This is a genomic window from Providencia sp. TYF-12 (assembly GCF_041344805.1).
Classification (GTDB): Bacteria; Pseudomonadota; Gammaproteobacteria; order Enterobacterales; family Enterobacteriaceae; genus Providencia; species Providencia huashanensis.
In genome coordinates this window covers 2,362,097-2,381,890 of the sequence record NZ_CP166833.1, presented here as the reverse complement: position 1 = coordinate 2,381,890, position 19,794 = coordinate 2,362,097, and the positions used below count along the sequence as shown (strand labels likewise).

The window sequence follows — 19,794 nt, the reverse complement described above, 5'->3', positions numbered from 1 at the left end:
AGCTGATTTAGTGTAAATGCAACCGATTGATTCATTTAAAATTAATGAGTTTCACAATAGATTTATTGCATATTGAGTGAAATATCGGAACTAACTACTTTTTTATTTCCTCCGTTCTCAGTTAGTATAATTAATTATTAATTATTAAAATTTTATCGCATAATTTATAGCAAATGAAACCATACGTAAATTCGATTAATACTCAACAATAAATTTATTATAGGGATATATATATGGAAATAATATTAAAAATAAAAAAATACAAGATTACTCCGATATGAAATAATGAAATACTTTTCATACCTTTCTAATTAACAATATTTAATCATAAGAACAATTTTATTGTTTCAATTTAAAAAATGTGGTGCTCATGAATTTTCGATTTCTTTTTTTATCGGCAACCTTGTTGTCTTTTCCTTTATACGCATCAGGAAATGCCTCTCAGGTGTTAGACCAACAAATCAATAATCAAAATAGCCAAGATAGGTCTCGGCAACAACAAGTTCAACTAGAAACAAAAGACGCATTAAGCAAAACAAGAGAACGAGATAATAATATTCTAGTTTTTGACGATGAAAAAGATTGCTTTGACATGAAGCAGGTCATTTTGCTTTCTGAACCTAAACTCCCTTCCATGCGACCTTTAGAAACTTATGCTAATCAAGTGGTAGGAATTTGTCTAGGTATCAATGGCGTCGAAACCTTAGCTAAAGGCTTACAAGATAAGATTATAAGATCAGGTTATGTCACTACCCGTGTGACTATTCCTGAACAAAATATTAGTAATGGGACTTTAACCTTACAAATAATTCCGGGTAAAGTCTCAAACGTACAACTGGCGAAAGACAGTGATAGCTATATTACCTTAGGTGCAATTATGCCCGCAAAAGAAGGTGACCTTCTCAATATTCGCGATATAGAACAAGGACTAGAAAACCTTGAGCGGATCCCTGGCGCCAAAGCTAATATTGAACTAAGACCAGGCAAAGAGTTTTCCACAACGGATATTGTTATCCAACGAGAAAAATCGCCCCACATCAATGTCGGTGGTTATTATAATAACTCAGGAAGCCGCCAAACTGGTAAAGATCAGGTTGGTGTAACGGTATATGGCAATAACTTAACCAGTTTAAACGATACCCTCTATGTCAGCGCGGGTAAAAACCTAAAAAACCAAGCTCGCAATAGCACAAGTAACGCGGCTATCTATTATGCTGTCCCTTACAATTATTGGCTATACTCACTTTATGCAAGTAAAAGTGAGTATAAACAGACAATTAATGATACTATGGCCAGCTATAAATATTATGGTGATAGCAAATACTTTAATGCTACAGCAAGTAATGTATTTCTTAGGGGGCAAACTTTTAAAGATACCGCATCACTTCAGCTTATAAAGCGTAAGTCTAAATATAAATTAGAAGATGTTAGCCTACTCTCACAACAACGGGATCTAACTAGTATTAAACTCGGTGTTAACCATAGACAAAATATTGATAATGCGACTGTTGATGCTTCAATATATTATCAACGCAATGTTCCTTGGTTTGGTGCGGAAGAAAGCTGGGATATGCGTTATGGTGATGTAAGTACAATGGGACGTGTCTTATCCGCTGATATTTCAGGTATGATCCCTATTGTTTTTGATGATTTCATTATGAGCTATAACCCGCAATTATTTGTACAATATTCACCGGATCGCCTAACTATTCAAGACCAGTTTTCATTAGGTAACCGCTGGACTGTACGTGGGTTTGATGAAGAATTCTCATTAATTGGTGATAAAGGCTTCTATTTGCGTAATGAGTTTAATTTCTACGTACCTGGTTTTTCTTTCTACCCTTATTATGCGATTGATTATGGCCGTATATTGGGCGGTGTTTATCCTTTGGGCTTATACTCTGATGACCAACTATTAGGGACGGCTTTAGGGGTTAGAGGAAATATCAAGATATTCAGTTATGACCTATTTTTAGGCGTCCCACTGTATAAACCTGATGAATATGAAACCAATAGTGTCAATGCTGGTTTAAATGTTCAATGGTTCTGGTAAAATTAATTTAATATTTAAGGTTGACTGTAAATCACTACTTTCAGCCTTTTTTATTTTATGCCCTACTATTTAATTTATTCGTTTTCATCTTGTATTTTAAAAAATTCAACAGCACCAAAATAATCACATATCGAAAAAGTCCCCCTTTGCTATCACTAAAAATATTATACTGATTATAACTTAGCCTCCTTCATCTACGTGTTAATTATTTTTTATTTTTGCTTTCATGTAATTTTATTAAATATAAGACGTCATTAAAAACAAAAAATCCGAGAATATAAATATTCTCGGATTTCCTACTGCAATCTAATCCATTAGAATTCAGGTACTACCCTGCATTGCATCCTATCAAAAACTTAGAAGCGATAACCTGCTCCGAACATAAATACAAATGGGTCTAAACGAGTGTCAACTTTATACTTCTCACCACCCGCTTTAAATTTCACGTCTGATTCAATATTCATCCACCACAGTGATGCGTTTAACATCCAGTTGTCAGTCAGCATATAATCCATACCAGCTTGTGCTGCAAAGCCCCAAGAGCTTGACATGTCTAGATCAGATAAACCTGCATTTTTTCCGGTAGAATTGAATTTCTCATCAAAGAAAAAGGTATAGTTAACACCTGCACCTAAATAAGGACGTAATTTATCTTCTTTACTACCAAAATAATATTGAGCCATTAAAGTTGGTGGTAAATGTTTTACTGTTGCAATATTACCCGTTGGGCCGGTTCCTACTTTATGTTCAAATGGAGTTGCAGCTAATAATTCCACACCAATATTATCGGTGATCATATACCCAAAAGTTAAACCTAATTGAGTATTATTATTAGCACCAAATGTACCTAGGTTACCTAGACCATTAATTTTTACATCATCTCCTCCAACATTTGGTCTGACTGTTGCAGTACCAGCGCGGAAAAGAAAATCGCCAGCTTCATGTGCAATAGAAACTGCTGGAGCTAAAGTTGCAGCTGCTAATACAAGCGCAGTGAGTTTTTTCATTATCAATCCCATTCCTGTGTTTTTATTTTAGGAAAATATACCGTATTATTTAAATTGATGTTCAAATCAAGATCACATCTTTTGCTTATTTATAGGCAACCCGATAAATATGAGTTTATTATTTCATTTATATTTTTTTTAATTTTGATTTAAATCAATTTTTAGGAAATAACCAATAAAATATAAAATTGATTATAATTTATTTATATTAATCCTGCATTTTAAACATGCATTAAATATACAACATAAGTAATTATCTTTAGATTTCGCGCATTAACTTACTTATATTGCTCCAAATATCTTACTGATTAGAGTTGTTAACATTCCGAATTTTCTTATCTTTCTCTACCTCTAGCCCTGATACTCGGTTACAATTGGCTGAAACTCTTGACCCGTTTGTAGATAGGAGCAGTTAAATGTCCATTTCGGCCAACTCACTCATCAGTGATAGCGTCAATTTTTTTAAAAACCAATTGAGTGGCCTGTTTACTATTGTGTTGTCAGCAACCGTAGTAAGCCTTGCGATTTACGCAATGATGATCCCTAGCGAGCAAATGATAGGCGTGCTAGCGCAAGCACAGACTAAAATGATTGAGTCTGGTAACTCCGGCTTACAAGACTGGATACTAGGCCTTTCAGAAGAAGATAAAAGTAGTATCTTACGCGTTTCTTTTGGGTTAATTCTCTCGGTTACTCTGTGCAGTTTAGTCCTTATTTGCGGCACTCTATCTTATATTGCTGGTCTGTCTCGTGGTGAACACCTATCGGGTATTCAGGCGCTCACCGCATCTTTAAACAAAGCACCATCAATGTTTCTTCTATTAGTTGTTTGCTCTTTACTTATCCAATTAGGTATCACCATCATGGTGCTACCTGGAATTGTATTAGCTATTGGCTTCTCTTTAGCCCCTGCTATCTTAATGAGTGAGCGTACAAACCCGTTTAGTGCTATGGGTAAAAGTTGGAAAATGGCTTATGCAAACTGGCGCATTGCATTGCCAATGGTATTAATTTGGATGGCTGCACAAATGCTGGTTAGCGTTCTCTTGGGTAGCTTAAATATGAATCATATTGCTGTTAACGGGGTTTCCTTCTTACTTAATAATTTCGTTGCAGCCTTTGCTTTAATTTATTTTTATCGCCTATACATGTTAGTCGCTAAGAATTGATCTAAAGGGTAAATGGGGGAGCTAATCCCCCATTTATCTTTGCGTTATTAAACACCGAATAAGGCCCATCAAGTATTTTATTCCTAAAAACACCCTACCAACACATTAATCATACTTCTTTGGGCTGTTCTGGCTCTAGGTCAATTTTTGAATTCAGTGGTTCAGTTTTTTCACCATCGAATGTCTCTAACGATTTTCTGTCTGCTTCAGACTTTCTATCTTCAACTGTTTTTATTTGTACTTGCTGTTTACTCTGAATAAGTCGAATAGCAAAATAAATATCAGGCACAACCAATAAATCATCATCAGAGCGACTGATTTTATTTTGTTCCAACCACCGTTTTACCGAAGTCCTACGACCTGCAAGTACAAGAGTTACCCCTTTTGCTTTCAATGAGGTAACAATATCATTTAGCGCTGAAAATACGCTCACATCATTATGCGTGAAGCTAACTGCCGCATCCACAATTACCCAAGCAGGCCTTTTTAATTGATTATCTATATGCTTGTTTAATCGTTCTTTAAAATAATTCACGTTAAAATAAGTTAATGGTGAATTAAACCGATAAATTAAAACCCCATCAATTTGTTGAATACCATTCTCAGGCGCCATAGAATGCAGCATTCCCTGTTCATCGACACCTAATAACTGGTCTGTAGGCCTAAATATTATCCGAATAAACTGCAACAACCCCAATAATACCGCCAACCCCACACCACTAATTAACCCGACAACAAGTACAGCGCACAGCGTAAACACGCATAAGAAAAATGCCTGTCGATTGCGTTTACGCATCGAAAAAATACTACGGAAGCTCAATAAGGAAAATGTCGAAATAATCAGTACCATACCCAATGCAGGCATCGGAATATATTCTAATAAGTTTATTGAAAAAAGTAAGACAGCTAAAATAGTTAAAGCCGCGACAATAGAGACTAACTGAGTTTTCCCCCCCATCATATCATTCACTGCAGTACGGCTGCTTGCTGCGCTTACCGCAAAGCCTTGGGCCAAAGCGGATGCAATATTCGCTACGCCTAATGCCCTAAGTTCTTGGTCTGCATCAACCGTGTAGCCATTTTTACTGGCAAAACTGCGGGCAGTCATCATAAAACTCACAAAGCTAATCACCGCTAAGTTTAAAGATGGGATAACCAAATCACGAATTAGCCCCGGAGGGAAATCAGGCAGCGGAACATACGGAAGCCCATCACCTAAATCACCAACAGTACTCACGCCATATTGCTCAAGATTAAATGCAACACTAGCCGCGGTGGCTAAAATCATTGCAATGAGTAAAGAAGGCCATTTACTGCGAACACGCTTAATCGCAAGCGTAATCGCTAACGTCGTCACCGCAACTAATAATGTCGGAATATGTGTCTCTTTTAATGCTAAAGGTAAAGCGACTAAACGTTCAATAAAACCGGCTGGTAATGTACTGATACCAAAAACCTTGCTAATTTGACTAACGATAATAGTTAATGCAACCCCATTTAATAACCCTTGCAATATGGGGCGAGACAAAAAGTCAGCGAATGTTCCCAAGCGAAATTTAGCTGCAATCAAACACCAAATCCCTGTCATGAAGCTCATTACCATGACCAATTGCCAACGGACATCATCATCCCCCATCGCAAGCGGTGCAACTGCTGCTGCAATCACCGCACAGGTTGCTGCATCGGGGCCGATAATCAATTGTTTGGATGTCCCAAATAATGCATAAAAAAACATGGGTAAAATACAGGAGTAAAGCCCAACGATTGCATTCATCCCCATTAATTCGGCATAAGCAATTGCGACAGGCAAAGCAACAGCAGCAACAGACAAGCCTGCTTTTACATCAGGGCCAAGATCTGAAAGTTGGTAATTAAACAGCGTTTCTAACCCTGGCATCCAAGCAAACAGCTTCGCCTTTATCATTGATGAAAAATACCTATAAATTAGTAAGTTAAATTAGCTTTAACACTATATATAGCTGAACTAATAAAGTTTATCTAGAAGTAAGTCAAATAATAGTAAAATAGTGCAAATATCTTTGGTAACAAAGCGTATTTATTGGTAAAAAGGTGCAAACTTTTAACAATTATGGTCAAAATCAGTTAAACTACTCCATTATCTTTACGTTGAGGCGCTTTATTCACTGTTATGAAACAACTTATTGATTTTATCCCTTTAATCATATTTTTCATCGTCTATAAAAGATATGACATTTTCTACGCAAGTGGCGCACTAATGGTAGCAACACCTCTTGCTTTGTTAGCGACATACCTTATTTATAAAAAAGTTGAAAAGGTGGCGAAAATCACCTGTGCAATCGTAATGGGGTTTGCAGCTTTAACCCTTATATTTCATAGTGATGCCTTTATTAAGTGGAAAGTCACCATCATTTATGCAGCCTTTGCAGGGGCATTATTGTTTAGCCAATGGTTTACTGAAAAACCATTAATTCAAAGAATGTTAGGTAGTAATCAAGAAATTAAACTTGCTGACAGCTATTGGACTAAACTAAATAGCGCTTGGGCTATTTTCTTTATTTTCTGTGCTCTTCTCAATATCTATGTTGCATTTTGGATGGCACAAGATATTTGGGTAAACTTTAAAGTGTTTGGTCTTACTGCTGGTACGTTGATATTTACTGTACTGAGCGTTGTCTATATTTTTAAAAATATGACTAAAGAGCCGATAGAAAAACACGAAGAGTAATACTGGTGATAAAACACAAAAAAAACCTGCAAATATTATTTCGCAGGTTTTTTTTTACTCGTTAAATATTAATATCGCTTCTCACCAAATGCTTTTTCAATTTTTTTATCTGTATTGTATTGCGATAACGCATATACTGACCAAATTGCAGCCGGTAGCCAGCCAATAAGTGTTATTTGAAGAACCAAGCAAATAATGCCAGCAAAAGGACGGCCTATCGTGAAAAACTGTAACCAAGGTAATAATATTGCTAATAACAGTCTCATGTTATCTCCCACAGTGAGTTACCAATATTAATTTATTATAGTATAAACAATCTAATCAGTTGACTAAACGTAAAACACACTTCTTGTTTATTCTTTGCATAACTATATCTTTTTGGTGAACTTAGAAGCAACATGGCGGGTTTCCCCCCTTATTTTTACATTAAATCAATTATAGGTGCGTAAACAATGGATAACTTAATGGTTATTGTTTACGACTACATATGTAATTTGCTATAAATGCCAAATCAATATGTTTATCCTTTTTAATAAGAGTCAAATATGCAATTACCAAACGGTGAATTGGTTTTACGAACGTTAGCCATGCCCGCAGACACTAACGCAAATGGTGATATTTTTGGTGGCTGGTTAATGTCGCAAATGGATATTGGTGGTGCTATTTTAGCTAAAGAAATTGCACTTGGCCGTGTGGTCACCGTCGCTGTAAATGGTATTAAATTCCAAAAGCCTGTTGCGGTAGGGGATGTCGTTTGCTGTTACGCCCGTTGCTTAAAAACAGGCAAAAGCTCAATCACTATTAATATCGAAGTGTGGGTAAAAAAAGTGGCTACAGCACCTGTTGGTCAACGATATCAAGCCACTGATGCGGTATTCACCTATGTTGCTGTCAATGACGACAATACAACTAGGGCACTCCCCATAGAAAAACAACATTTTCAGTTAGCAAGTTCAGAACAACAGTTTGATTAATTGATATTATTTATAAAAAAGCACCTTGCGCAGTAATGGCATAAGGTGCTTTTTTTATGAAAAACGAGTGCCTAAACTTGGCTCACAGTTCCATCCAATTTGAAGTAAATCTCCGTTACATACCCTTTAGCAGGTTGTTTTTCATAAGCCCAGCGGTTCATGGCACGTTTAACTTCGCGTTCAAATAAACCTTTCGGTGAAACTTCAACAAACTCAATATTGGTAACCCGGCCTGAGTCGTCGATATCATAACGTACTTTAACATACCCTTCTTTACCTAAACGACGGGCGCGGTCCGGATACATTGGTGGCTGTTTATGTAATGCTTTTGGCCCACTTTTATTCGAGGTTTTGCTGCTTGTTCCTGCATTTTTTGCTGTAGTAACCGCATTATTATTAGTTTTAGGCGCATCTGCATCAGACTTTAAGTTGCTCATCGCCAGTTGTTTTTCTACTGGCTTGACCTCTTCTTTAATTTTTTTCTTTTCTTCCTGTTTAGGTTTAGGTTTCTTTTTCACCTCAGGTTTTTTCTTTGGTAATGCAATGACTGGCTCAACAACAGGCTCCGGTTCGGGCTCAACAACAGGTTCTGGTTCAACAACCGGCTCTGGCTCTACTGGCATCTCAACAGGTTGAGCAGGCTCAGATGCAGGTTCAGGGGCAGCAAAACTAATCATTGCTATCGTCATTGGTTCAGGATCTCTGGCCAAATTAGGTTGATTAAAAATCCATGCCATCGCAAGGCCTGCATGAATAGATAATGAAATGACGATAATTAAAGTCCAACGGATCCAACGCATATGCAATTTCTACCTACACCAGTCTAACTATAATAATATGCCCAATAGTTTAAATGCAAATAGCAATCATATTCAATAAGCTTTGTCATACAAAGTGAAAAATGTGAATGTGCGCTTTAATAACCTTATTCAATCCATTGAGTAAAAAGTAGCGAATGGCGACGACGGTACACATCGATTTTGCGCATTGTATAAATGTGCATATTCCGTCTAGAATGCCCTTCCAGCCAGCGTCTACGGCGACGAAGGGTCTGCCTTAACATCCGCCAGCGCCCCACTTCATGCCTACTACGTCTCATTTTATTTTGTCCTTTTATCATCAAAAAATAACGTCAAAAAAATATTATATTCTTTTGTAAAAAAGAACCAAGGGGAACTTTTTGAGACAGTTTCTCTTACAATTTAATATCTCATTGATATTATCAATATATGCAATCATTATTTCCTAATGATTTTGCCTATTTCACAAAGCTTTTACTGCAAAATTTTGCTAAATTCTATTAAGTTGATATTTTACTAACGGTTTTTTTAACTAGGTCGTCTTTCTTTAACCCGATTCCCTTATCAGTGAGGCATGTGATCCACTATGGCAACCGTCTATACACTTATGAGTTGGCTTTTATTTTTCCTTTATTGGCTAATCATTGCAGCAGTCACTGTCCGCATTTTAGTCAAAAGAAGGCCTGTCACCTCTGCCATGACATGGCTTCTGATTATCTATATTCTCCCTTTAGTCGGTATCATTGCTTATGTGGCTTTTGGTGAACTCCACCTCGGAAAACGCCGTGTTGATAAAGCGCATCATATGTGGCCTTCTGTTGCTACATGGCTGGAAAATTTACGCAGTTCAAAACACATCTTTGCAACCGAAAATAGCCGTGTCGCTGAGCCACTTTTTCAATTAGTGGAAAAACGTCAAGGAGTTGCTGGTGTTAAAGGCAACCGAATCCAGTTATTAACTACATGCGAAGATTCACTGAAAGCGATTGTCAATGATATCAACAACGCCCAGCACTCTATCGAAATGGTGTTTTATATTTGGCAGCCGGGTGGCTTAGTCGATGGTGTTACCGAAGCTTTATTGAATGCGGCAAAGCGTGGCGTTAAATGCCGTATTATGGTCGACTCAGCAGGAAGTTGGCATTTTTTCCGGAGCGACTACCCAGCAAAAATGCGAGCTGCTGGCATTGAGTTTGTTGAATCTCTTAAAGTCAATTTAATGCGTTTTTTCTTACGCCGCATGGACTTACGTCAGCATCGTAAAATAATCGTTATTGATAACTATATTTCATATACTGGAAGTATGAATATGGTTGATCCTCGTTATTTTAAACAAGATTCGGGCGTCGGTGAGTGGGTTGATATTCTCGTTCGCATGGAAGGTCCTGTCAGTACAACCCTCGGCATTGTCTATGCCTTTGACTGGGAAATGGAAACAGGCCAACGTGTTCTCCCACCGCCACCAGACAGCAATATAATGCCATTTGAGCAAGCAAACGGTCATACTACCCAAATTATCGCATCAGGCCCTGGTTTCCCCGATGAACTGATCCAACAGTCCTTAATGACAGCAATGTTTTCCGCTCGGAAACAACTGATCATGACGACCCCTTATTTTGTGCCAAGTGATGATTTACTCCACGCGATTTGCACTGCAGCAATGCGCGGTGTAGATGTTAGTATCATTATGCCGCGTCAAAATGATTCTTTTCTTGTACGCTGGGCAAGCCGTTCATTTTATAGTGAATTATTAGAAGCAGGTGTTAAAATTTACCAGTTTGAAGATGGTTTGCTGCACACTAAAAGCGTCCTTGTGGATGGGGAGCTCAGTCTAGTTGGTTCGGTTAACTTAGATATGCGTAGTTTATGGTTAAACTTCGAAATTACCGTGGTCATTGATGATAAAAGTTTTGGTAGCGATCTGACACTAGTACAGTATGATTACATCGCTCGTTCAACACGGTTAGAAATTGAAGAATGGGAACAGCGCCCTTTCTGGAATCGTGTCGTTGAACGTATTTGTTACTTCTTTAGTCCATTGTTATAAATTGAATTAATTAGGAAAGGTCATGACAGAAAAACAATTTACCCAGTTAATCGATGAGGATGACATCATTGAAATTGCTTATGACCTGTTTCTTGAAGGTGCAATGACCCATTTAGAACCCGCAGATCAACTCATTTTTGCGTTACAGTTTGAAGAATTAGGGGCGGCAGAAATAGCCCCTTTGAGTGATAATTGGCAAAATATCATCACGGAACAAGTTGATTTAAATGCATTAAGTGAAGTGGTTATTGGGCTGGCTGAAACCCCTGATGCAGAACTGAATGATATTTTTGCCCGTATTTTAATTAGCCGTCACCCTTCTAAACCATTTCATCACATTTTATGGAAAAAATAGCGCAATAACCGCTATGGCTAACAAATAAAACAGAGCAAAACGCTCTGTTTTATTTACAACAAAATTAATGTTATCCCTTAAAGCGGGTCAATTTTCAAACAAGATACCGCATGTTTAAAGCTCCCTTCTAGCAAGGGTCGTGTTTTTGCGCACTCTTCATCTGCTAATGGGCAACGGGTTCTAAACACACACCCGGAAGGTGGGTTTATGGGGGATGGCAACTCCCCTTCAAGTAGCTCAATTTCTTTGTTTTTTTCTTTATCGGGGTCAGGAACTGGCACCGCAGACATGAGAGCCCGAGTATAAGGATGCAAGGGGTTATTATACACCTCATCATATGTACCAAGCTCTACCGCGTGCCCCAGATACATAACCAATACACGGTCAGAAATATGCTTAACGACAGCTAAATCGTGAGCAATGAATATTAATGATAACTTCATTTCCCGTTGTAATTCTTGCAACAAATTAACCACTTGTGCTTGAATGGAAACATCCAATGCAGATACGGGTTCATCACAAATCACTAATTTAGGCTCTAAGATCAGTGCCCTAGCAATACCTATTCGTTGACATTGCCCACCTGAAAATTCATGAGGATAGCGGTTAATCAAATTTGGCAACAGCCCTACACGCATCATCATTTTTTTCACTTTTTCGGTGACTTCAAGCTGTGACATTTTAGGATGATACGTTTTCAACGGCTCAGCAATAATATCCCCAATCGTCATACGCGGGTTTAACGACGCTAATGGATCTTGAAAAATCATTTGGATATCACTGCGTACACGCCGCCATTCTTTATCGCTTTTACCTAATAAGTTTTGCCCTAGCCAACTCACCGTGCCATCTGTGGCTTTGACTAAGCCAATCAATGCCCGAGCAAATGTCGATTTACCACATCCCGACTCACCCACAACACCTAAGGTTTCGCCTTCATACAGCCGCAATGTTACCCCATCAACGGCCTTTAAACTTTTATTAGGTTGCCAAAACCATTGTTTTTTATCCCTAATCTCAAAATGGACTTTTAAGTCGTTCACCTCTAATAAGACCGGCCTATTCTCATGAGTGCTCATACAAGTTCCTCCATAGGCTTAAAGCAGGCGCGTAAACGTGTTTGTTCAAAGGTTGTTAATACGGGTTCATTATCCACACACTGCTGTGTGGCATATTGGCAACGCGGTGAAAATGGGCAACCCTTGGGTAACCTTAATAAGTTTGGTGGATTACCCGGTATTGTTGCTAGGCTCTCATCATCACCGTCAAGACGGGGAACCGCAGCTAATAAACCAAGAGAATACGGATGAGAAGGATGATAAAATATATCTCGAGCGGTACCATATTCCATCGTTCGCCCAGCATACATCACAAGAACTTTATCGCAAACGCCAGCTACTACCCCAAGGTCATGCGTGATCAGAATAATCGCAGTATCAAATTCTTGTTTTAATTCATTAAGCAACGTCATGATTTGTGCTTGCACAGTAACATCAAGCGCCGTTGTAGGCTCATCTGCTATTAACAACTTAGGCTGACATAATAATGCCATAGCAATCATCACTCGCTGGCGCATTCCCCCTGAAAATTCATGAGGATACATATTCATCCGTTTACGCGCTTCAGGCATTTTAACTGCATCAAGCATCCTAATAGACTCTTCAAAAGCCTCATTTTTACTCATACCCTTGTGAAGCATTAAAACTTCAGATAATTGAGTGCCAATTTTTAAATAAGGATTGAGCGATGTCATTGGGTCTTGAAATATCATTGAAATTTCTTCGGCCCGCATCCGGTTTAATTCTTTCTCCCTTAAATTCAGTATTTCACGTCCATTAAATACCGCTGACCCATTGATCCGGCCATTTTTAGCTAATAGACCCATTAATGCAAAAGCAGTTTGTGATTTACCAGAACCCGATTCACCGACAATGCCGAGTGTTTCCCCTGCACTTAACTCAAAATTTAATTTATTAACCGCCGTTACACTGCCATCTTGAGTGGCAAAATTAACGCTGAGATCTTTTACTGATAACAGAGGGGTTTTTATTACATTATTTGACATGTGTTTCCCTCTAGCGATCTTTCGGGTCAAGAGCATCGCGCAGCCCATCCCCGATAAAGTTAAAACAAAATAGTGTAATGACCAAGAAACCCGCTGGGATCAGCAATAACCATGGAGTAACCTCCATAGAATTAGCCCCATCACTGAGCAAAGCCCCCCAACTACTTAGTGGTTCTTGCGTTCCTAACCCCAAAAAGCTTAAGAAAGATTCAAATAAAATCATACTTGGTACTAATAATGAGGCATATACCACAACAACCCCCAAAACATTAGGGACAATATGGCGTAAAATAATCTGCCGCGTACTGACACCACAAACAAGGGCTGCCTCGATAAACTCTTTACGTTTTAATCCCAGTGTTTGCCCACGCACAATACGTGCCATATCGAGCCATGAGACCATACCAATCGCCACAAATATCAATAAAATATTTGCACCAAATAAGGTCACTAATAAAATGACGAAAAACATAAACGGAAATGAGTTTAAAATTTCTAGCAAGCGCATCATCAGGGAATCAACCTTCCCGCCAATATAACCTGCCAATGAACCATACAAAGTACCAACAATAACTGCAACTAACGCAGCTGCAACCCCAACCATTAAGGAAATTCGCCCACCAATCGCAACTCTGACGAGTAAATCTCGACCTGATGCATCAGTGCCAAAATAGTGCCCCGTCGCCATATCTGGTGGCATGGACATCATTTCCCAATCGGTATCATCATATAAAAATGGGGATAGCATAGGGGCAAAAATCACAAACATTGTGATTAAAAATAACACAAACAAACTGACGATTGCGGCTCGATTATGGATAAAGCGACGCCTTGCATCCTGCCATAAACTGCGCCCTTCAATATCTAACTGCTCCGAAAAATGCTCCAGAGCTTCACTATTTTGCTGATTCGATATCATAGCGTTTCTCCGGCTTAGTAACGAATTTTAGGGTCAATAACGGCATACAACACATCAACAATTGCATTAAATGCAATGGTTAATACACCCACTAAAATTGTTAAACTTAGTACTAATGAATAGTCACGGTTAAGTGCTCCATTAACAAAAAGCTGGCCAATGCCCGGTAAGCCAAAAATTGTCTCAATGACCATTGACCCCGTAATGATCCCAACGAATGCTGGCCCCATATAAGAAAGCACAGGAAGCAAAGCCGGTTTCAATGCGTGACGTAGAATAATAGTTCTTAGGGGTAACCCTTTCGCGCGTGCAGTACGAATAAAATTTGAGTGCATAATCTCGATCATCGACCCGCGAGTTATACGGGAAATACTAGCAATATAAGCTAATGACAATGCAACCATGGGTAAAACCATGTGTTTAAGGTTACCGCCATCCCAGCCACCACCAGGGAGCCATTTCAAATGAATGGCAAAAATCAGCACCAATAGTGGTGCTACAACAAAGCTGGGGATGACAACCCCCGTCATGGCAAACCCCATGACTGTAAAATCCCATTTAGTATTTTGGTTTAGCGCCGCAATAACCCCGGCTGAAACACCAAAAAGAACCGCAATAATAAATGCCGTTGCACCTAACTTTGCTGACACTGGGAAAGCCTTAGCGACGAGGTCATTAACACTATAATCTTTGTATTTAAATGATGGGCCAAAATCCCCTTTGGATAACTGAATCAAATAATTGAAATACTGTTTATACATTGGGTCATTGAGATGATATTTCGCTTCAATGTTGGCCATAACTTCAGGCGGGAGTTTACGTTCCCCTGTAAAAGGGCTTCCTGGCGCCAAGCGCATCATAAAAAATGAGATTGTAATAAGGATCAGTAACGTCGGGATCGCTTCTAGCAACCGACGCAAAATGAATTTAAACATTGCTCTTTCCTACATCTATTGCCTATTAGGCTAATATCTGGCTCCACACTAAATGGAGCCAGAACAAGTTTATTAGTGTTTGATAATATATAAGTCTTTAGTATGCAGGTTATCTAACGGGTCTTTGCCACTGTAACCACCAACATAAGGTTTTACCAAACGCGTATTAACGTAGTAGTAAAGAGGAACAACACCTGAGTCTTTATCGAGTAATTCTTCAGCCTGCTGATAGAGCGCCGCCCGCTCTTCATCTGTTTTGACTTGCAATGTTTTTTTCATTACGGCATCAAAATCTGTATTTTTATAGTGAACGGTATTATTACTGCTGTAGGAAAGTAACATATTGAGGAAAGATGACGGTTCATTATAATCAGCACACCAACCAGCACGAGCAACATCATAATTACCTTGATGTCGGCTATCTAAAAAAGTTTTCCATTCTTGGTTTTCTAATTTAACTTCCGCGCCTATATTCTTTTTCCACATAGAAGAAGCGGCTATTGCGATACGTTTATGTAAATCTGAAGTGTTGTACAGTAAATTGAATTTTAATGGGTTCCCTTTATTGTAGCCAGCCTCTTCAAGTAACTGTTTGGCTTTTTCATTGCGTTGCTCTTGGGTCATATTCGCATACCAGTCAGGCTTTTCAGCTTTCATTCCGCTGGTAAATGGAGGAGTAAAGCCATACGCTGGGATATCTCCTTGCGCCTTCACTTTATAAGTAATGATATCTCTATCCATGGATAATTTTAGAGCTTCACGGACTTTCGGATCATTAAACGGTGGTTTCTCATTATTGATTTCATAATAGTAAGTACACAGATATGGGCTCACTTTTAACTCATTTGGCATATTTTGTTGTAAGCTTTTAAACTGCTCAATCGGTAAATTACTATAAGTCATATCGATTTCACCACTACGATAGCGGTTAACATCAGTCACTTCGGAAGATATCGGTAAGAAAGTCACTTGGTCAATTACAGTATTCGCATTATCCCAATAACTAGGGCTACGCTCTAACACAATACGTTCATTCACCGTCCAACCTTTTAATTTATACGCGCCATTACCCACGAAATTTTGTGGCTGAGTCCATTTTGCTCCATGCTGTTCGATGGTTTTTTTATTCACTGGCGACATAGATGAGTGAGCTAATAGCTTAGGAATATAAGGTACGGCTTCGCTAAGTGAAATAACTAATGTTTTATCATCAAGAGCCTTAACACCAAGCTCTTGAGGCTTTTTCTTACCTGCAATAATATCGTCAACATTTTGAATATGTGCATACTGTAAGTAACTTGCGTAAGGTGATGCCGTATCAGGGTCTGCTAAACGTTGCCAACTATAGACAAAATCCTCTGCTGTGACAGGGTCACCATTGGACCATTTTGCATCATCACGTATTTTAAACGTCCACTCTTTAAAATCTTTATTTTCCCAGCTAACTGCTGAGCCAGGTAAAATCTCACCGTCAGGGCCGACAATTGTGATCCCCTCAAAAAGGTCCCGCGCTAATGCTGACTCAGGTACCCCTTCAATTTTATGCGGGTCTAACGATTGAGGTTCCGACCCATTATTACGCACCATCACCTGCTTCTCTGCAAGTTCCACACCCGCAGGAACAACTGCCGCAAAACTCGTCGCTATTGACCCCACAGCCAGCCCTGCGGTCACGCTAAGTGCAATAATCGATTTATTGATTAATTTACTCATCTTATCGGTTACTCCCGTTCATATTTATTATGATTGTGTGTTGTTCATATTCACTAAAACCTAGAATAGTGAACACTTTTTATAATTATTTAGATATTATTAATTAGGTTCATTTATATATAACCGTTTAATATCCGTATAATCAAGAGGGTCTTTGCCTTTAAATCCATTAATCGTAGGTTTTATCATGCGCGCACTAACGCGATAATAAACAGGAACTATGGCCGAGTCCTTGTCCAACAAGGCTTCAGCTTGCTGATATATATCATGACGAGATTGGTCATCAGGAGCAGTTAAAGCCTGTGCAAGTAACGCATCAAAAGCAGAATTACTATAAAATGCAGTATTATTACTATTTTGTGACAACATCATGTTTAGAAAAGCAGTAGGCTCATTATAATCTGCACACCAAGTCGCTCTAGCGACATCATAATGGCCTTCATGACGGCTTTGTAATGACGTCTTCCATTCTTGGTTTTGTAAAGTCACCTGCGCCCCTATATTTTTTTTCCACATAGAGGCTGCGACGATAGCTTGCTGTTTATTCTGATCTGAAGTGTTATAGAGTAATGAAAATTTTAACGGGTTTGCTTTATTATAACCGGCTTCTAAAAGTAACTCTTTGGCCTTCTTATAACGCTGTTCTTGGGTTAAATCGGCCCATTCAGGTAACGTAAAATTCCCATTATTGATAAAAGTTGGTGTAAACCCATAAGCTGCGACTTGCCCTTGCGCCATAACTTTATTGGTTATTGTCTCTCTATCTAACCCTAACTTAATTGCCTCACGTACTCGTGGGTCATTGAATGGCGGTTTCTGGTTATTTATTTCATAATAAAATGTACATAAATAAGGGCGAACATACAGTTCATCCGGCTTTTCTTGCTGCATTTTTTTATACAGAACAGGCGGGATTGCAGAATTGCTGATATCTATCTCACCACTACGGTAACGGTTAATATCACTGACCTCTGAGGTAATCGCTAAAAATGTAGCTTGGTCTATACGGCTACTGTCATTGTTCCAATAATATGGGTTACGTTTTACTACAATACGTTCATTAACGACCCACTTATCAAGTAAATAAGCCCCATTGCCTACAAAATTTTGTGGTTGAGTCCATTTTTCACCGTGCTGCTCTATTGCCTTCTTATTAACAGGTTTCAATGATGTATGAGAAAGCATATCGACAAAATAGGGAACTGGATGGCTAAGTGTCACTTGTAAATGCTGAGGATCAAGCGCTTTAACACCCAACGCCGTCGGAGGTAATTTACCGGCTAAAATAGCATCGGCATTTAAAATATACGCATTTTGTAAATAACTCGAATAAGGAGACCCTGTACTTGGGTCCGATAACCGCTGCCAGCTATAAACGAAATCTTCAGCAGTAACTGGCGTACCATCACTCCATTTAGCCCCTTGCCGTAAAGTGAAAACCCACGTTATATAATTGTCATTTGTCCAACTTTCCGCGACCCCAGGCGCTACTTTTCCGTCGATATCGCTGTAAACTAACCCTTCAAGTAAGTTTAAAATAATATTGCTTTCTGGTACCCCTTCCACTTTATGAGGGTCAAGTGATGTGACTTCTGAGCCATTGTTTATCGTGATCACCTGCGGTGACTTAATTGCCGTATCTGTCGCATTAGCCTGAAGCGTAATAAATAATATCGAGAGTGCACCAAAACCCATTTTTGATTTGATCATCATATCCCTCATGATTAATTGATGGCGCTATCACTGCATTAGCAGCCTTCTCTACAAAATTAGTTGATTGTTATAACTATCAAGTTTGCTGTTTATTAAAGTAAATAGCGCTCTCCCCAATAAATATCAATAACAAGTTTTTAACATTTTTACGCATAAAAACTTTATATGAATATTCAAATAATCATGCAAAAGTAAAAAATATACTTTAATAACATTATGATAAAAAAATTACTGCACCCAAAAAGCAGTATCGCCTTTTTTGTGGTTCCAAACATATCATTAACAAACACTAATTAGAATAGTGAATAAATTTACGTAGCTCACAATTTCTTACTTTTTATCCCTGCTTTAGCAAAAAATGCGACATATAATTACAGTTAACATATTTGTTATCCGTAATTGTTAATTACTCTAATTTTGAGGACATCTGAGGGTAATAAAAGTAGTCTGTATATGAATGGTTAGTATTCAGAAGTAGAAAATACAATTCGAGGGAATGTTGGCTGCAACAAACCACTGCAACCAACAAAGATAGCTAGATAGGCAAAAGAATAAAAATTATAACAACCCAGGAAATAACGCCTTAACCCCTGTCACGATAAACTCAATCCCTAACGACATAAGCAACAGCCCCATAATACGAGTTACAACGTTAATCCCAGTTTGGCCAAGGTAACGAACAAGTAAAGATGCTGAACGAAATAGCAACCAACAACAAAATGCAAAGAGAATGCTGGTCAGCGCTAAACCCAAAAAGTTTTGCCAACCGTGCCAACGAGATGACCATACAATACAAGAACTAATTGCCCCCGGACCGGCCATTAGTGGTAGTGCTAACGGGACAACACCAATACTATCTCTTACTGCAGTTTCTGTTTTTTCTTGCTTATTCTGTTTATCTTCACCAATTTTTCCACTAATCATCGACATTGCGATTGTCACAATTAATATCCCCCCTGCGATGCGAAATGAATCGATGGAGATACCAAACAACTGAAGTATTGAGTCACCTATGAGTAGTGAAGTACATAAAATAATAGCGACTGAAGTATTCGCTACAGTATTAGTTTTATTTCTCCCTGCATTACTTTGATAGTTAGTCATACTAATAAACACAGGTAGAATGCCTACTGGGTTTACAAGTGCAAAAAGACCAATAAAAAATTTAATGTAACCAGATAAATCGAGTAATGCGATGCTCACTCAGCCATTTCCTTAAATAGTTCTCTTAAGAGATGCATTGATACCTTTTCTAATTTTATCACCTCTGGTGCTAATTTCCTTGCGCGAAATAATTTTTTCTATAACAAACTAAATTTCCTTGTTATTTTAGTGAG

At 38.5% G+C, this 19,794-nt stretch carries 18 protein-coding genes; 6 read left to right on the top strand and 12 right to left on the bottom strand.

Features of this window, described 5'->3' with window-relative positions; translation table 11 throughout:
- Nucleotides 1-370 precede the first annotated feature (370 nt).
- Nucleotides 371-2,053: a ShlB/FhaC/HecB family hemolysin secretion/activation protein gene (locus ABE954_RS10765; RefSeq protein ID WP_071548129.1), complete on the top strand. Its 1,683-nt coding sequence runs from the start codon at nucleotides 371-373 to the stop codon at nucleotides 2,051-2,053.
- A gap of 356 nt (nucleotides 2,054-2,409) precedes the next feature.
- On the opposite strand, the gene ompW is transcribed toward ABE954_RS10765, so the two are convergent.
- Nucleotides 2,410-3,060 (bottom strand): outer membrane protein OmpW, encoded by a 651-nt coding sequence (ompW, locus tag ABE954_RS10760; protein WP_042843655.1) that lies wholly within the window; start codon nucleotides 3,058-3,060, stop codon nucleotides 2,410-2,412.
- Nucleotides 3,061-3,476: 416 nt separating this feature from the next.
- On the opposite strand from ompW, the gene ABE954_RS10755 reads away from it, so the two are divergent.
- Nucleotides 3,477-4,229 (top strand): YciC family protein, encoded by a 753-nt coding sequence (locus ABE954_RS10755; RefSeq protein ID WP_371025435.1) that lies wholly within the window; start codon nucleotides 3,477-3,479, stop codon nucleotides 4,227-4,229.
- A gap of 109 nt (nucleotides 4,230-4,338) precedes the next feature.
- Here ABE954_RS10755 and ABE954_RS10750 read toward each other — a convergent pair whose 3' ends face one another.
- Nucleotides 4,339-6,153 carry a SulP family inorganic anion transporter gene (locus tag ABE954_RS10750; protein WP_080750848.1) on the bottom strand — a complete coding sequence of 605 codons (1,815 nt, stop codon included), beginning with the start codon at nucleotides 6,151-6,153 and terminating at the stop codon, nucleotides 4,339-4,341.
- Nucleotides 6,154-6,378: 225 nt separating this feature from the next.
- Between ABE954_RS10750 and ABE954_RS10745 the strand changes: the two genes are divergently transcribed.
- Complete coding sequence (locus ABE954_RS10745) at nucleotides 6,379-6,936, top strand: septation protein A (protein ID WP_042843653.1); 558 nt, start codon at nucleotides 6,379-6,381, stop codon at nucleotides 6,934-6,936.
- A 68-nt stretch (nucleotides 6,937-7,004) separates the two neighbouring features.
- Here ABE954_RS10745 and ABE954_RS10740 read toward each other — a convergent pair whose 3' ends face one another.
- Complete coding sequence (locus ABE954_RS10740; RefSeq protein ID WP_042843652.1) at nucleotides 7,005-7,202, bottom strand: YqaE/Pmp3 family membrane protein; 198 nt, start codon at nucleotides 7,200-7,202, stop codon at nucleotides 7,005-7,007.
- A gap of 279 nt (nucleotides 7,203-7,481) precedes the next feature.
- Between ABE954_RS10740 and yciA the strand changes: the two genes are divergently transcribed.
- Nucleotides 7,482-7,910, top strand: coding sequence for an acyl-CoA thioester hydrolase YciA (gene yciA / locus ABE954_RS10735; protein WP_042843651.1), 429 nt, complete (start codon nucleotides 7,482-7,484; stop codon nucleotides 7,908-7,910).
- A gap of 71 nt (nucleotides 7,911-7,981) precedes the next feature.
- Here the strand turns inward: yciA and ABE954_RS10730 are convergent, their stop codons facing one another.
- Entirely contained in the window at nucleotides 7,982-8,710 is a 729-nt protein-coding gene (locus tag ABE954_RS10730; protein WP_371025434.1) for a TonB family protein, read from the bottom strand.
- A 125-nt stretch (nucleotides 8,711-8,835) separates the two neighbouring features.
- Nucleotides 8,836-9,009 carry a YciY family protein gene (locus ABE954_RS10725; RefSeq protein WP_129465958.1) on the bottom strand — a complete coding sequence of 58 codons (174 nt, stop codon included), beginning with the start codon at nucleotides 9,007-9,009 and terminating at the stop codon, nucleotides 8,836-8,838.
- A gap of 287 nt (nucleotides 9,010-9,296) precedes the next feature.
- Here ABE954_RS10725 and cls point away from each other — a divergent pair, with 287 nt between their 5' ends.
- Entirely contained in the window at nucleotides 9,297-10,757 is a 1,461-nt protein-coding gene (gene cls, locus ABE954_RS10720; RefSeq protein ID WP_048607274.1) for a cardiolipin synthase, read from the top strand.
- 22 nt (nucleotides 10,758-10,779) lie between these two features.
- Nucleotides 10,780-11,112: an HI1450 family dsDNA-mimic protein gene (locus ABE954_RS10715; protein WP_129465959.1), complete on the top strand. Its 333-nt coding sequence runs from the start codon at nucleotides 10,780-10,782 to the stop codon at nucleotides 11,110-11,112.
- Between the two features lie 77 nt (nucleotides 11,113-11,189).
- Here the strand turns inward: ABE954_RS10715 and oppF are convergent, their stop codons facing one another.
- The 7 genes from oppF to ABE954_RS10680 form a co-directional block, all read right to left on the bottom strand.
- Nucleotides 11,190-12,191 carry a murein tripeptide/oligopeptide ABC transporter ATP binding protein OppF gene (oppF, locus tag ABE954_RS10710; RefSeq protein ID WP_042843647.1) on the bottom strand — a complete coding sequence of 334 codons (1,002 nt, stop codon included), beginning with the start codon at nucleotides 12,189-12,191 and terminating at the stop codon, nucleotides 11,190-11,192.
- Nucleotides 12,188-13,177, bottom strand: a complete 990-nt coding sequence (locus ABE954_RS10705) for an ABC transporter ATP-binding protein (RefSeq protein WP_187550279.1) — start codon at nucleotides 13,175-13,177, stop codon at nucleotides 12,188-12,190. Before ABE954_RS10705 ends, oppF begins: the two co-directional genes overlap by 4 nt.
- Before the next feature lie 10 nt (nucleotides 13,178-13,187).
- Nucleotides 13,188-14,096: an oligopeptide ABC transporter permease OppC gene (gene oppC / locus ABE954_RS10700; protein ID WP_042843645.1), complete on the bottom strand. Its 909-nt coding sequence runs from the start codon at nucleotides 14,094-14,096 to the stop codon at nucleotides 13,188-13,190.
- 14 nt (nucleotides 14,097-14,110) lie between these two features.
- Nucleotides 14,111-15,031 carry an oligopeptide ABC transporter permease OppB gene (gene oppB, locus ABE954_RS10695; protein WP_042843644.1) on the bottom strand — a complete coding sequence of 307 codons (921 nt, stop codon included), beginning with the start codon at nucleotides 15,029-15,031 and terminating at the stop codon, nucleotides 14,111-14,113.
- Between the two features lie 72 nt (nucleotides 15,032-15,103).
- A complete protein-coding gene (gene oppA / locus ABE954_RS10690) occupies nucleotides 15,104-16,744 on the bottom strand; it encodes an oligopeptide ABC transporter substrate-binding protein OppA (protein ID WP_042843642.1) in 1,641 nt (546 codons plus the stop codon).
- A 99-nt stretch (nucleotides 16,745-16,843) separates the two neighbouring features.
- The gene (locus ABE954_RS10685) at nucleotides 16,844-18,457 is read right to left on the bottom strand and encodes an ABC transporter substrate-binding protein (protein ID WP_042843641.1); all 1,614 of its coding nucleotides are present in this window, start codon (nucleotides 18,455-18,457) and stop codon (nucleotides 16,844-16,846) included.
- A 558-nt stretch (nucleotides 18,458-19,015) separates the two neighbouring features.
- Nucleotides 19,016-19,660, bottom strand: a complete 645-nt coding sequence (locus ABE954_RS10680; RefSeq protein WP_042843640.1) for a YchE family NAAT transporter — start codon at nucleotides 19,658-19,660, stop codon at nucleotides 19,016-19,018.
- Between the last annotated feature and the right edge of the window lie 134 nt (nucleotides 19,661-19,794).

Coding starts and splice junctions, on each gene's coding strand:
- ABE954_RS10745 (WP_042843653.1), top strand. CDS start 6,379: ATGAAACAACTTATTGATTTTATCCCTTTAATCATATTTTTCATCGTC.
- ABE954_RS10725 (WP_129465958.1), bottom strand. CDS start 9,009: ATGAGACGTAGTAGGCATGAAGTGGGGCGCTGGCGGATGTTAAGGCAG.
- ABE954_RS10750 (WP_080750848.1), bottom strand. CDS start 6,153: ATGATAAAGGCGAAGCTGTTTGCTTGGATGCCAGGGTTAGAAACGCTG.
- ompW (WP_042843655.1), bottom strand. CDS start 3,060: ATGAAAAAACTCACTGCGCTTGTATTAGCAGCTGCAACTTTAGCTCCA.
- ABE954_RS10705 (WP_187550279.1), bottom strand. CDS start 13,177: ATGTCAAATAATGTAATAAAAACCCCTCTGTTATCAGTAAAAGATCTC.
- oppF (WP_042843647.1), bottom strand. CDS start 12,191: ATGAGCACTCATGAGAATAGGCCGGTCTTATTAGAGGTGAACGACTTA.
- ABE954_RS10765 (WP_071548129.1), top strand. CDS start 371: ATGAATTTTCGATTTCTTTTTTTATCGGCAACCTTGTTGTCTTTTCCT.
- ABE954_RS10715 (WP_129465959.1), top strand. CDS start 10,780: ATGACAGAAAAACAATTTACCCAGTTAATCGATGAGGATGACATCATT.
- ABE954_RS10730 (WP_371025434.1), bottom strand. CDS start 8,710: ATGCGTTGGATCCGTTGGACTTTAATTATCGTCATTTCATTATCTATT.
- ABE954_RS10755 (WP_371025435.1), top strand. CDS start 3,477: ATGTCCATTTCGGCCAACTCACTCATCAGTGATAGCGTCAATTTTTTT.
- ABE954_RS10685 (WP_042843641.1), bottom strand. CDS start 18,457: ATGATGATCAAATCAAAAATGGGTTTTGGTGCACTCTCGATATTATTT.
- cls (WP_048607274.1), top strand. CDS start 9,297: ATGGCAACCGTCTATACACTTATGAGTTGGCTTTTATTTTTCCTTTAT.
- ABE954_RS10740 (WP_042843652.1), bottom strand. CDS start 7,202: ATGAGACTGTTATTAGCAATATTATTACCTTGGTTACAGTTTTTCACG.
- oppB (WP_042843644.1), bottom strand. CDS start 15,031: ATGTTTAAATTCATTTTGCGTCGGTTGCTAGAAGCGATCCCGACGTTA.
- oppA (WP_042843642.1), bottom strand. CDS start 16,744: ATGAGTAAATTAATCAATAAATCGATTATTGCACTTAGCGTGACCGCA.
- oppC (WP_042843645.1), bottom strand. CDS start 14,096: ATGATATCGAATCAGCAAAATAGTGAAGCTCTGGAGCATTTTTCGGAG.
- yciA (WP_042843651.1), top strand. CDS start 7,482: ATGCAATTACCAAACGGTGAATTGGTTTTACGAACGTTAGCCATGCCC.